At 43.8% G+C, this 13,725-nt stretch carries 7 protein-coding genes; 5 read left to right on the top strand and 2 right to left on the bottom strand.

What is annotated here, in order from left to right:
- Positions 1-96 precede the first annotated feature (96 nt).
- The gene (locus tag MAS10914_RS0119700) at positions 97-1,182 is read right to left on the bottom strand and encodes a TauD/TfdA family dioxygenase (RefSeq protein ID WP_017317667.1); all 1,086 of its coding nucleotides are present in this window, start codon (positions 1,180-1,182) and stop codon (positions 97-99) included.
- A 68-nt stretch (positions 1,183-1,250) separates the two neighbouring features.
- The gene (locus MAS10914_RS0119695) at positions 1,251-4,778 is read right to left on the bottom strand and encodes a condensation domain-containing protein (protein ID WP_017317666.1); all 3,528 of its coding nucleotides are present in this window, start codon (positions 4,776-4,778) and stop codon (positions 1,251-1,253) included.
- Positions 4,779-5,514: 736 nt separating this feature from the next.
- Between MAS10914_RS0119695 and MAS10914_RS0119685 the strand changes: the two genes are divergently transcribed.
- Genes MAS10914_RS0119685 through MAS10914_RS0119665 form a run of 5 tightly spaced genes read left to right on the top strand, consistent with a single transcriptional unit; the run spans position 5,515 to position 13,690 of the window.
- Complete coding sequence (locus MAS10914_RS0119685) at positions 5,515-8,211, top strand: TonB-dependent receptor (RefSeq protein WP_017317664.1); 2,697 nt, start codon at positions 5,515-5,517, stop codon at positions 8,209-8,211.
- Positions 8,212-8,232: 21 nt separating this feature from the next.
- Positions 8,233-9,279, top strand: coding sequence for a sucrase ferredoxin (locus tag MAS10914_RS0119680; RefSeq protein WP_232224197.1), 1,047 nt, complete (start codon positions 8,233-8,235; stop codon positions 9,277-9,279).
- 2 nt (positions 9,280-9,281) lie between these two features.
- Positions 9,282-10,274 carry an iron-siderophore ABC transporter substrate-binding protein gene (locus tag MAS10914_RS0119675; RefSeq protein ID WP_026082679.1) on the top strand — a complete coding sequence of 331 codons (993 nt, stop codon included), beginning with the start codon at positions 9,282-9,284 and terminating at the stop codon, positions 10,272-10,274.
- Between the two features lie 6 nt (positions 10,275-10,280).
- Positions 10,281-11,585: an MFS transporter gene (locus tag MAS10914_RS0119670; protein WP_017317661.1), complete on the top strand. Its 1,305-nt coding sequence runs from the start codon at positions 10,281-10,283 to the stop codon at positions 11,583-11,585.
- Positions 11,586-11,605: 20 nt separating this feature from the next.
- Positions 11,606-13,690, top strand: coding sequence for an acylase (locus tag MAS10914_RS0119665; RefSeq protein WP_033366234.1), 2,085 nt, complete (start codon positions 11,606-11,608; stop codon positions 13,688-13,690).
- Positions 13,691-13,725: the final 35 nt, after the last annotated feature.

The following is a 13,725-nucleotide window of genomic DNA, read 5'->3' as shown; positions in this document are numbered from 1 at the left end:
TGTTGATGAGGTGAGTTCGATAATAAGAGTTAATGAACCACGAAGACGCTAAGAACGCAAAGAAAAGAGAAAAAGGAAGAAAAAATAGCAAGAATTTCAATGAAATAATTTTGTGGTTTTCAGGTTTTGGCAAGTGTTGGGTTGTGTCATGCCTACAATGACTTTTCGAGTGCCTGAGAATGGTTTTCTTCCGTGTGCTGTGAGCATATTGTCGAGCATTAAAATGTCTCCAGCTTGCCAGGGAAAAAGGACTGTTTCTTGTTGGTAAACGGTGCGAAGTTCTTCTAATACTTCTGGTTCAATTGGTGAACCGTCACCGTAATAAGTGTTGTGAGGAAGTTCTTCTTCTGAAAATTCTGCTAATAATGCTTGACGGATTGTTGGTTCTAATGTGGATACATGAAAAAATACAGCGTGATTGAACCAAACCATTTCGTTGGTATGAGGGTGAGGTAGAATGGCTGGGCGAATTTGGCGAGTTCTCAATTTATTTCCTGGTTTCCATTCAAAGTCAATGCCATTGTTTCGGCAAAAAGCTTCTACGTCTTTTGGGTTGGTGGTTTGAAAGACTGTTTGCCAAGGTAAGCCAAAGCCATCGCCAAAGTTGCGAACGTACATGACTTGTTTTTGGGCGAAGCGATCGCGAATTTTTGGATCGATTCGTTGGTAAAGTTTACGAGTGTCAGCAATGGGTGTTTCTCCACCCTGTTGTGCTGGGGTGACGCAGTAAAAGAAGATTTTTAAGGGCCAAGTCGCTGCATAAGAATTCTCGCTATGGAGAAAAATACTTTGATCGGCTGGATGGTCAGTGGAAGTATAAATTTTGCCTTGGATGGAACTACGGGGTGAAGAGCGATCGCGATATTCCAATAAGTCTCCAGCAACAGTTTGGATAAACTGCTCAAATTCAGCGACATCCACAACTTGGAAGTTACGAAACAGAATGCCACCATGTTGCAATAACAACTTAGTTATCAACTCAATATTGTTCCCCGCCCAAGCAACTAGATTAACTCCTCCAACAGTAGGTTTTATCAGCAGTGGCAAAGAACTGTCAGAAATCAGTAGAGCTTTTTGGATCACTTCACTAACAGCTTGACGTTTGACCTTTCCCAAGGTTTTAAAGCTAGCCTTTGCAGAATTGGGAATTGTCATATAGCTATCCTTCTCTTCTTCTTTCATACCTTAGTGTTCTTAGCGCCTATGTCCAGAGGACACGCTGCGCGAACGCGGTTCGTTTTAGAATTTTCCTATCCTCCACGAACAGCACTCCGTTTCGTCAGCTTTAACTTTTGCAGACTAATATTTTCCAATTCCTTCGCTTGCATAAGCTGTTGCTCTTTCTCCGCTTCAGCAACAATAGCGGCTAACTCTTTAAGCTTAATATCCGGCTGTTGTACAACATGGCGCAACAATATTTCTAAATCGCTTGCCATCCGGGCGATAGTCATTGCATCAAATAAATCTGTTTTGTACTCCAAAGAGCCATTGAAACCTTGAACACTTTCCCATAAACTGAGTTTCAAATCAAATTTTGATGTGCCGCTGTCTACCTCTTGGGGTTCCCAAGTCAAGCCTGAAAGCTCAACTGATGGTATAGGTGCATTTTGGAGGATAAACATAACCTGGAACAATGGGTTATAGCTTAAGTTGCGTTCTGGCTGTAACTCCTCCACCAGCTTTTCAAAAGGCAAGTCTTGATGAGCGTAAGCGCCTAAACAGACTTGGCGTACTCGTTGAAGCAACTCCCGAAAACTGAGGTTCCCAGACAAGTTTGTGCGGAATACCAGAGTGTTGATAAAAAAGCCGATCAAGTTTTCAGTTTCAGACCAGTTGCGACCAACAACAGGTGAACCGACTAAAATGTCTTCCTGATTTGTGTAACAGTACAGCAATGTTTTGAAGACTGCTAGGAGTGTCATAAACAGGGTGACACCCTCTTTTTGGTTCAAGTTTTTGACGGCTGCGGCTAGATCCTTAGGTAAAGTAAGAGGGTGCTTTTTGCCTGTGAAAGTTTGGATCGGTGGTCGCTGTTGTGGGAGTTGCAGCACGGGTAGCTTACCGCTGAGTTGCTGCTTCCAGTAATTGATCTGGGTTTGTAAAATCTCTCCTTGCAGCCATTGTCGCTGCCAATAGGCAAAGTCTGCGTACTGGATGGTAAGGTGGGGTAAGGGTGAGGGTTTGTTGGTAGAGAAAGCCTCGTACAGTGTTGCTATTTCCCTCAGGAAAACGCCAATTGACCAACCATCTGAGATGATGTGGTGCATGGTGAGTAGCAGCAGATGCTCTTGGGTTTGCACGCGCAGCAGTTTTACCCGTAGCAGTGGTGGTTGGGATAAGTCGAAAGGTTGTTGGGTTTCTTTAAGGATAAAATCTTGGCCGGTGCAATCTACAATTGGTAAGCTAATATCCACCCTTGGATGAATAACTTGAACGGGTTGCCCATCCACAACTGCAAAGCTTGTCCGCAAGCTTTCGTGACGCTTAACGATTTCGTTGAGACTTTGCTGTAGTGTTTCTACGTTGAGTGTACCAGTTAATTGAATGGCGATCGCAACATTATAAAAAGGATTTCCCGGCTCTAATTGGTCAAGGAACCACAAACGCTCTTGCGCCAGACACAAGGGCAATTTACCATTTCGTTCAACAGGCTGTAGTTTTTGCATTGGTCCAGCCTCTTTGAGTTGCACCAGAACTTGTTGTGCTAACTTTTCAATACTTGCTTCAAACAAGTCCACAGCAGAGATAGAGACTTCAAGGTCTTGTTGAATCCGATTTTTAATGTCGAAAGTTGTTAAGGAATCAATGCCCAAGGTGCTAATAGGTTGTTGGGGATTGATGGACACGTTTCCTAATTTTAGTACCTGAGCAACCTGTTGTTGCAGGTAAGATATCAGCCTTGAGTGACGTTGTTCTGGAGAAATTGCTAGCAGTGCTTCTCGGCTCAACCTTGTTTGTGTGTCTTCAAAATCTAAATCTAAAATACTGCTAGTAAGTACATCCAAGCTGCCTGCTAAAAACTCTGCTTTGGTAGCACGACGTTGAATTTTACCACTAGAAGTCTTGGGAATGCTACCCGGTTTAATTAAAACCACTGCATAGACTTGCACTTCATATTCTTGAGAAACTGCTTTACGGATGGCGGCGGTGACTTCCTCCAAATTCGGTTTGGCACGAAATTCCAACTCTTGCACCACAACCAGCCGTTCTTGATTTTCAATTTCTACGGAAAAGGCGGCATTACTACTTGAACGCAACGAAGGATGACTGCGTTCTGCGGTCAGTTCTATATCTTGCGGGTAGAGATTGCGTCCCCTGATGATGATTAAATCTTTGACTCTCCCTGTAATGAAGAGTTCGCCATTATACAAAAAGCCTAAATCCCCAGTCCGTAAAAAAGGACCAGAACTTCGTCCCGTCATCGGAACTACTTCGCCATCGCTTCCATCTCTTAAGTAGCCTTGAAAGGTTTGTTCTGTTTCTTCTTTGCGATTCCAATAACCCTGAGCAACACTTTGTCCTGATACCCAAATCTCCCCCACTCGGTTAGAAGGACATAAAGTCAGCGATTCTGGGTCAGCAATCACAATTTTTGTATCAAGCCATGAACGTCCACACCCTACTAGATGTCTAACATTCTTGGTATTTTCAGATGCCTCTACAACCCGGTTCTGTTCTAAGGCATCTGCTTGAACTGTACAGTAAATCGGCTCATCTTTCACACGACCGCCCGAAATCATCAGGGTCGCTTCAGCCATACCATAACAGGGATAGAAAAAGCGGGACTGAAAACCACAAGGTTTGAAGAATGCTGCAAACTGCTCCAAAGTTTCTCGGCGAATCGGCTCTGCCCCACTGTAAGCGCTACACCAGCTGCTTAAGTCGAGGGTTTCCCGTTGTTCCGGAGTAATCTTGTTCACGCAAAGCTCGTAGGCAAAGTTAGGACCACCGCAATGAGTTGCCTTGTAACGCGATATTGCCTGAAGCCATCGAAGGGGTCGCCCAATAAAGGCTGCTGGCGGCATCAAGACACCTAGAAATCCTGTATACAAGGGTTGGAGGATGCCGTCGATGAGTCCCATATCATGGAAACTAGGTAACCATGTTACAGACACACTTTCCGATGTGAGTTCAAAAGCTTGTTTTATGTACTCGGAATTGTGTAGCAAATTGCCATGACTCACCATCACACCTTTTGGCGTTCCTGTAGAACCGGAAGTGTATTGCAAAAAGGCGAGAGAATCTTGATCAATAGCTGGTTGTTGCCAAGAATTTTCTATTCCCTCAACTAAGTTGTCAGTAGCTAACCACTGCAAATCCCCCTGATTTGTGTTGGCAAGTAAGGATTGCAATTTGGGTAACAAAGTGGTTGTGGTTAACGCAACGCGAGTTTGTGCATCTTTGATAATCGCCTGCACTCTAGGGGTATTGCGCTGATTGTGCGGCGGGTAAGCTGGAACCGCGATGACTCCTGCATACAAGCAACCAAAAAATGCTGTTAAATAATCCAGCCCAGGTGGATAAAGCAGTAAGGCACATTCTCCGCTTAAACCTAAAGCTTGGAGTTGAGAAGCGAACTGACAAGTCAGCGCTTGCGCGATCGCACTCGCAAGCCGATCCAATTCCTGATAAGTCAGCGTTGTCTGTTGTGTTTCTCCATCTTGCAGGAAGGTAAAAGCCTTTATGTCCGGTTGGTGTAGAGATCGGTAACGCAGTAGTTCAACAAACGTAGAACAGTTATGGGAAATTTCTTGTAAGTCATTGACAGGTTGCGCCATTTTACTTTCAAAACTCTGATGCACGCCAAAAATTGTTGAATGCGGCTAGTAAACGTTTCTACCAAACTTAGGTACAGAACAATAATCTGCATTGAGCGATCGCCCAGAGGGCGGCTCCCTTTGGGAGCATCGCCGCAGGCGGGCACTTCGTGCCATCGCGCTTCGCGCATGTGAAGCGCAATTCCGTCCTATCCGCTCGAAGTCTTTATTCGATGAATTGTTAAAATTTTCCTACAAATCCGTTAAACCTATTGATAGTAATTTTCAACTAATGTCCTCAACTCTAATGCAATTCTTTGGAGTTTGCAACCGCCCATTATATAAATTTAAGCTATGTACTTAAAACTAAAGCCATATTTTTCTTATCACAAGATTTTTAAGACTTGAGATAGATGTTAAAAATTTATGCCCAGAATTCATGACTTAAACATCGCAACTGCTTGCGTTGTACAAAATACTGCCAAACAATACAAAATTGTTGCTGTCAGCGAGTTTTCAACAAAAAAGTGCCCTGAGTTTGGTTTTAGGGAAATGTCTGATTACGTGAAAGAATTCTGGCAAGTACTTGCCTAAGCTTTGACATATATGATAAAGAGTTTCAATAGTAAAACTTTTAGAGGTAAAAGAGTTTTGCAGTAAGACGCTAGAACTTTATAAAAATAATGCTTAGTAATTTCAATAAAATATTGCGTCATCAATCAGGACGCTAAGGTGGCTATTGGGTGTGAGGAAAAGAATGAAACTAGAGCAATTAGTTCAAAGCCTGTTGCTTGCAGGCTTTTTTGTAATCGTGGTAACAACTCCTGCAAAAAGCGAGGATGTACGAGTTTTGAATGTGGAGCGTTCTGGCACACCAACTGGCACAAGAGCTAGTTCCACACAACCACTTAAACCAACCAGAGAGATTCTGCAACTGAGTCAAATCAAGCATCCGTTTAAGAATGCACAAATGCTCGTACAAGCGCCAACAACCCAGCCAACGGTTTCCCAAGAAGTTGTGGAAGTGACCGGAGTCAAGGTAAATTCAACCACAAAAGGTTTTGAGATCATCTTAGAAACTCCCAAAGGGGAACAATTGCAAGTGTTGCCGAAGAGTGACGGTAACACATACATTGTTGATATTCCGTCAGCGCAACTGCGTTTACCTAGTGGTAATACATTCCGCCAAGAAAAACCTGTTGAGGGAATCACTGAAGTTACAGTAACTAACTTGGATACCAACAGTATCCGGGTCAGTGTGACGGGTACGGCTGGTGTTCCAACCATAGAATTGTTTGACAGCGACCAAGGTCTGATTTTCGGCTTTACACCAGTCGCATCTACCGCGCAACAACCGCAAACACAACCCCAACAGCAGCCAACACCTTCTACAGGTGAGCCTGAAAGCGAAACCAACCCAAGCACACCATCCGCTGGACAGGATGAGCCAATTGAAGTGGTAGTCACAGGTTCAGCAGACGATTATAACGTGCCCGAAGCCAGCGCTGTCACCAGATTTGATACTCCCATACGCGACACTCCGCGCTCAATTCGAGTCATTCCTAGAGCAGTGATTGAGGATCAAAAAGTCATCCGGCTGGATGACGCTCTCCGCAATGTCAGTGGTGTTGCCAGAGATAATACCTTTGGTGGTACTGTCGATGCAGTCACGATTCGCGGTTTTAGCTCGCGTTTTTTCCAAAACGGTTTCTCTGATGTTCCTGGAACATCTACCTTTGGTACTTTTAGAGAACCTGCCAACATTGAACGTGTTGAAGTGCTCAAAGGTCCAGCTTCAGTGCTATATGGCAATGTTGAACCAGGGGGAATCATTAACCTAGTCACCAAGAAACCCCTCGAAGTTCCTTTGTACTCTGGTGAGTTTACTGTTGGGAGCTACAGTTTTTACCGACCTAGTATTGATTTGTCTGGTCCACTGACCACAGATAAGTCCTTTCTCTACCGACTTAATGCGGTCTATGAAAACTCATCTAGTTTTCGTGATTTTACGGATATCGAACGTTATTCCATTGCTCCAGCATTCACTTGGAAAATTGGTCAGCAAACCGATTTGACCTTTGAATTCAACTATCTCAACGATGAACGTCCTTTTGATCGCGGTTTGGTAGCTTTTGGTAACGGGATAGCCGATATTCCCATCAGTCGAAGGCTCGGTGAACCAGGTGACGTGAGACGGACTGAAAATACGAGTATTGGCTACAATCTGGAGCATCGATTCAGCGACAACTGGACGTTACGTAATGCTTTCCGAGTGCTTTCAACTGATGAATATACTAGACGATTTGAGCCTCGTTCCCTTGATGAAGAGACTGGTGAGTTATCGCGAGAGTTCAGAATTGTTGAAGCGGATAGAGAAAGCTACGCTCTACAAACGGATCTGATTGGCAAATTTAAGACAGGCTCGATTCAGCATCAAACTTTGTTTGGGATAGACTTATCTCGAGTAACTACTGACCAAGTGGTCTTCCGCCAAAGGAGAAATGTTGCATCGATTAATATCTTCAATCCTGTTTATGGTGCAGCGATTCCAAATGCACCATTGTCTAATGACGATGAGTCTAAGACAGATGCACTCGGCATTTATCTGCAAGATCAGATCACTTTTGCTAAAAATTTCATTTTGCAACTAGGTGGACGGTTTGATGTTTTTGACCAAGAAAATACATATAACATAGAAGACGCAAATCCTACGCGGTCTGATACTGGTTTTAGTCCAAACATCGGTATAGTTTACAAACCTATTGAGCCAGTTTCTCTCTACGCCAGTTATAGCCAATCTTTTCAACCAAATTCTGGATTCACTACTGACTTGTCCATCCTTAAACCGGAACGCAGTACCCAGTATGAAGTCGGTGCTAAAGCCGATTTCCTTGATGGCAGATTGTCTGCAACCTTAGCAGCTTTTGAAATTATCAAGAAAAATGTCGCTACGCTCGACCCGAACGATCCTGATTCTCAGATTGCAGTTGGTAAGCAAAGAAGCCGAGGCGTTGAGTTAGATATTGTTGGTCAAATTACACCCGGCTGGAGGATTATTGCTACCTACGCTTACACCGATGCCAAAATAACAGAGGACAATCCCGATCTAGAGGGAATCAGCCTAGAGGGAAACAGCCTAACCAATGTTCCTGAGCATAGTGCAAGTTTGTGGACAACCTATGAAATTCAACAAGGAGCTTTGCAAGGGTTAGGCTTTGGAGCGGGCGTGTTTTTTGTGGGAGAACGACCAGGTGATAATGAAAATACTTTTGTCCTGCCAAATTATATCCGAACCGATGCGGCAGTTTATTACCGAAGAAACAATTGGAGGGTTGCGCTTAATGTCAAAAACCTTTTCGATATCAGGTATTTTGAATCTGCAGCTTTGAGCAGAGAAAGGGTATATCCTGGGGCACCTTTGACTGTGCTGGGTACTGTTTCAATAGAATTTTGAGATTGATAGGGTGGGCAATATATGTCAACAAAAACGTATCCTAGAAGGAATGATTGGCAACGCCCACTTGAGATATTTTTAAACCGTTACAAAACCAGTATGGATACTTTCTTTTGTGCTGAAGAGTCACGTCAAGCGGGAGAAGACCCCATTGGAACTGGAGAAAATTACCAAGTCTACGTGTTGGTGGAATGTCCAACTCCTTGGACTCGAAACGCATTTGATTCCAAACCGATTCCCCAAAATTTAAGAGCTTTACGGGAAGAAGTTTCTCAAACAGGACTTTCTGTCAGGTTGTTGTTAATTTACAATGAACATCTCAAGCAGACAAATTCCACCAGATGCATCATTTTTCGCCAACAAGAAGCTTTCTCAAAAGGTTATAACAAACAAGAATTTCAAGTTCCCAATATCAGCAATGTCACTCCTATTTTAAAAGAGTGTTTATTGAATGAAATTCTTCATGAAAGCACAGAAACTCAAACCAGAGATATTCTTATCTGCACTCATGGCAGTAACGATAAATGCTGTGCTAAGTACGGTATTCCCTTTTATAAACACGCTTTAAGCACCGTTGCTAAATTATCCCTCAATCATGTTCGTATTTGGCAAGTTAGCCACTTTGGTGGTCATCGCTTTGCACCAACTGTGATCGACTTTCCTGAAGGCAGATACTACGCTAGACTTGACCAGGTGTCACTTACCTCTATTTTGACGCGAACAGGTGATGTTCAATGTTTCAATAATATCTATCGCGGTTGGGGAACTTTACCACACCCAGCACAAGTTCTGGAAAGAGAACTGATTCTCATGCATGGCTGGGATTGGTTTAATTACAAAGTTGCTTGTCGGGTACTGGAACAAAGCGAAGATGGTCGTTTTAATCGCGTTGAACTCAGCTTTAAAAAACCTGATGGTTCTTTGAGTTGCACTCAAGCAGATGTGGTTGAAGATGAAAGGAAAAATCTTTATTTGATGGGGGAATGTCATGGTATGGAAGCAGAGAAAACGCCTCAATTTTTTGTGAAAAATCTTGTCAATGTTGAACGAGTGGCTAGTAGAATTTAGCCATGAGTAAACGATTGAGTCGTAGTATTCAGCTATTTTTTCTAATGACCTTCGCCTTCTTTTTGGTGACGGCTTGCTACAGCAACGCTCCTATCAACACTGGCTCCCCAAAGGCACAGTTAGCAGCATCTGAGTGTCGCGTCATTCAGCATAAATTGGGCAAAATCTGTGTTCCTCTTAACCCGCAACGTATTATTGTTACGGATGAAACAACGTTGGAAGCGGTGGTGGAACTCGGCTTAAAACCATTAGCCGTACCAAAGCCAAATATTTTGGGTAGTAAAGTCAGTCTTTTTGGAGAAAAATTTGAAGGTATAACTTATATCGGTACAGAGAGCCAGCTGAATATAGAAAAAATAGTGCAGCTGCATCCGGATTTAATCCTAGGGCTTGTTGGTGCTAACTTGAGTCATTACAAGCTGTTGTCGCACATAGCTCCAACAGTTATACTCAACTTCACTAACACGACTTGGAAAGATACTTTTCTACAGATTGGTGAAATCCTAGGCAAAACAGAAAAAGCTAAAGAAGTGCTTGCTCAATATCACCAACGAGTAGAAAAATTGCGAAAAGTTCTAGGACAGAAACTGTCGAAAACAGAGGTTTCTGTGAGCCGCTTTTACATGGGAAGGCAAGCTACACAATTCCGAACGATAAACTCATTCCCTGTCAGTGTTCTACAAGAGGTGGGGTTTTCTATCCCGGTTGTACAACGTCAGTTGACTGTCGGCAAGCAAACCTATGTACACCTCAACCTAGAACGTCTCGACTTACTAGATGCAGATGTTCTGTTTGTGGTAATAAACCCAGGAGCTGAAGAAATCTTTGAAAAATATCAAAAAAGCCCAGTTTGGCAACTGCTGAATGTGGTCAAGAACAAGCGAGTCTACACTGTTGATTCTAGTTACTGGATATTTGGTAACATTTGGTCAGCTAACGCCATACTGAATGACCTGTTTAAATACTTGGTAGGTGCAGAGGTTCATGGTGATTAGTCAGTAATGCGTATTTTCTTTATCATTTGGCTTGGTCAGCTGGTTTCAACTATCGGCAGCTATATGACCAGCTTTGCTATCAAAATCTGGGCTTGGGAACTGACGGGTCAAGTAACAACATTAGCTTTGTTGGGGTTTTTTTCTCTTCTACCAAGCATCTTTATAACATTGGTCGCTGGAGTGATTGTAGACCGTACGAGTCGCAAATTTTTGATGATTATTGGCGATACAGTAGCGGCTGTTACAACTGTGGCAATTCTCTGGCTCTACCTCACAGACAATTTACAAATTTGGCATCTCTATGTCAGTGGTGCGCTCAATGGTGCTTTTAGTGAAATCCAGTCACTAGCCTATTCAGTATCAATCACAACGCTGGTTAGCAAACAGCACTATACCCGTGCAACTAGTATGAATTCTGCGCTTCATTACAGTTCAGTTATTATTGCTCCTGCACTATCGGGTATATTATATTACCTTATTCGTTTGAACGGAATTTTAGTCATCGATCTTGTTACCTTCTTAATTGCTGTTGGCACTGTCCTCAAGGTTCACATTCCTCAACCAAAACCCAGCAGCAATGTAGAACATCAGGAACACACAGGCATCTTTTGGCAACTTATCTTTGGATTTCGCTATGTGATTGCGCGTCCGAGTCTGCTAGCTATCATCGTGATTGCGTCCTTATTTTGGTTTGCTCATGACATAGGCGCTGCCTTGTATTCGCCGATGATTTTGGCACGCACAGGAAATGATGCCAAGATACTAGGCAGTATCTCTTCAGCTGCTGGACTTGGTGGTGTGATTGGAACAATATTGTTAAGTGTTTGGGGTGGTCCTAAGCGCCGCATCCACGGTTTTCTTCTAGGAATGGCTGGCGCTGGGTTGAGCAAAATAGTATTTGGTCTCGGTCAAGGATTACTCATTTGGCTTCCTGCACAGTTTTGCTCTTCGCTGAATTTTCCCTTACTCAGTAGTTCCAACACTGCTATTTTGTTATCCAAGGTAAAACCTGATGTCCAAGGACGAGTTTTCGCTGTCCGATCTACAATTCAGCAAGCTGTTTCTGCGATCGCTGTCTTAATAGCTGGGCTACTAGCCGATTATGTTTTTCAACCAGCGATGATGCCGGGAGGTAGTCTCACACCAATATTTGGCTGGTTATTCGGCACTGGAAAAGCTGCCGGCATGGCACTGCTGTATGTTATTTCTTCACTGTGCTTGTTAGTTTTTGGCTTGAGTGGATATGCCTTTCGTGTGTTACGTGATGTGGAAATGATTGTGCCGGATCATGATGCGGCTGATATCAAGTGAACCTGCAACTTGTGAAAAGTATGTGGTCTAGATGCTTACGCAGAAAATCATTGCAAATTTTACTATTGATACTTAGTTTCATTTTTGCTTTGGTTGTGGGAATCCAAAGCAATGGCTCGCACTCAAGTACTGAAATACTTTGGGACACTTATGGAGTGCCACATATCTATGGAAAGGATGTTCCAAGTGCTTTCCAAGCTTTTGGTTGGGCACAGATGCAAAGCCACGGAAACTTGCTTTTGCGTCTTTACGGTGAAGCACGGGGACGTGCTGCCGAGTACTGGGGAGAGGAATACTTAAAATCAGATCGTTGGGTACTGACAATGGGAGTCCCAGAACGCGCCCGTTCTTGGTACAAAGCACAAAGTCCAACTTTTCGCAGCTATCTTGATGCGTTTGCCAAGGGAATTAATGCTTATGCTCTTGAGCATAGCAATTTGATTGATGACGAAGTCAAGGTCGTGCTACCAGTCAAGGCAGAAGATGTGTTGGCTCACATACACCGGGTACTTCATTTTACTTTTGTTGTTAACCAAGAGCGAGTTGCAGGCATAAGTGAGCAAGAGCCACCGGGATCAAATGGTTGGGCGATCGCCCCATCACGATCCGCAAGTGGCAAAGCAATGCTGCTAGCTAACCCACACCTGCCTTGGTCAGATTTATTCTTATGGTATGAAGCACAAGTCACCGCCCCAGGTATTGATGCTTACGGAGCAACACTTGTGGGAATTCCCGTGTTGGCGATCGCATTCAACGACTCTTTGGGCTGGACTCACACCGTTAACACTCACGATGGTTGGGACGCTTACGAACTCAAACTAGTTGACAACGGTTATCGCTTTGATAACCAAGTTCGCGCTTTTGAGACAAAAACTTTATCCCTAAAAGTCAAGCAAAAAGACGGCACGCTGCAAACACAACCCCTCATTGTTAAACGTTCTGTTCATGGACCTGTCGTATCAGAAAAAGGCGGTAAAGCCGTAGCGATAAAGGTTGTAGGGCTTGACAAACCAGGTGTGTTGCAGCAGTGGTGGGATATGGCACGCTCCCAAAACCTCAAGCAATTTGAAACCGCACTGAAGCGATCGCAACTTCCAATGTTTACCGTGATCTATGCAGATAGAGATGGGCATATCATGCACTTGTTCAACGGTGACGTTCCGGTTCGGCAAAAGGGAGATTTTGAATACTGGCAAGGTATTGTCCCAGGCGATACTAAAAGCACATTATGGACAAAAATTTACCCCTATCAAGATTTACCACGCATTGTTGACCCACCTAGTGGTTGGTTACAAAATGCCAACGAACCACCTTGGACAACCACATTTCCAACCGCCATCAAACCAGACAATTATCCGCCTTATATGGCACCGCGTTTCATGGATTTTCGAGCGCAGCGTTCTGCAAGAATGTTGGCAGAGGATGAAAAAATCACTTTCGATGAAATAGTTGAATACAAGCACTCAACCCGCATGGAACTTGCAGATCGCATCTTGGATGACTTAATTGGAGCTGCACGCAAGCAGGGGGGCGAATTAGCACGAGCTGCTGATGTGTTAGAAGCTTGGGATCGGGAAGCGAATGCAGATAGCAGAGGTGCAGTACTCTTTGCTGCTTGGGCAGAAGAGATAGATTTAGATAAAGTGTTTAGCATACCTTGGAGTGAACAATCCCCGCGCACCACTCCTGATGGTTTAGCTGACCCCAAAAACGCAGTTGCCAAATTGGAAGTAGCAGCAGCTAAAGTTCAAAAGGCTTATGGGGCGTTAGATGTCAAGTGGGGAGACGTGTTCCGACTACAGCATGGCGATGTCGATTTGCCAGCCAATGGTGGCGATGGATCTCTTGGTATCTTCCGCGTTCTCAAATTTGCGCCAACTTCAAATGAGCGCTTTCGAGCAGTTGCAGGTGATTCTTATGTCGCTATTGTTGAATTTTCTCAACCAGTACGGGCGATGGTACTGACGAGCTACGGCAACGCAACTCAACCAGGTTCGCCCCATGTTGGGGATCAGTTGCAATTAGTTGCGAAGAAACAACTGCGTCCGGCTTGGCGATCGCGTCAAGATATCCTCTCTCATTTAGAAGAGCGCAAGGTGTTTTGAGACAAAGTAGGGGCGAATTATTCACCTTTACAATA

This window comes from Mastigocladopsis repens PCC 10914, from assembly GCF_000315565.1.
Classification (GTDB): domain Bacteria; phylum Cyanobacteriota; class Cyanobacteriia; order Cyanobacteriales; family Nostocaceae; genus Mastigocladopsis; species Mastigocladopsis repens.
The sequence above is the reverse complement of the archived record's forward strand: the minus strand, read 5'-3'. Positions and strand labels throughout refer to the sequence as shown.

Coding starts and splice junctions, on each gene's coding strand:
- MAS10914_RS0119685 (WP_017317664.1), top strand. CDS start 5,515: ATGAAACTAGAGCAATTAGTTCAAAGCCTGTTGCTTGCAGGCTTTTTT.
- MAS10914_RS0119680 (WP_232224197.1), top strand. CDS start 8,233: ATGTCAACAAAAACGTATCCTAGAAGGAATGATTGGCAACGCCCACTT.
- MAS10914_RS0119675 (WP_026082679.1), top strand. CDS start 9,282: ATGAGTAAACGATTGAGTCGTAGTATTCAGCTATTTTTTCTAATGACC.
- MAS10914_RS0119665 (WP_033366234.1), top strand. CDS start 11,606: ATGTGGTCTAGATGCTTACGCAGAAAATCATTGCAAATTTTACTATTG.
- MAS10914_RS0119695 (WP_017317666.1), bottom strand. CDS start 4,778: ATGGCGCAACCTGTCAATGACTTACAAGAAATTTCCCATAACTGTTCT.
- MAS10914_RS0119700 (WP_017317667.1), bottom strand. CDS start 1,182: ATGAAAGAAGAAGAGAAGGATAGCTATATGACAATTCCCAATTCTGCA.
- MAS10914_RS0119670 (WP_017317661.1), top strand. CDS start 10,281: ATGCGTATTTTCTTTATCATTTGGCTTGGTCAGCTGGTTTCAACTATC.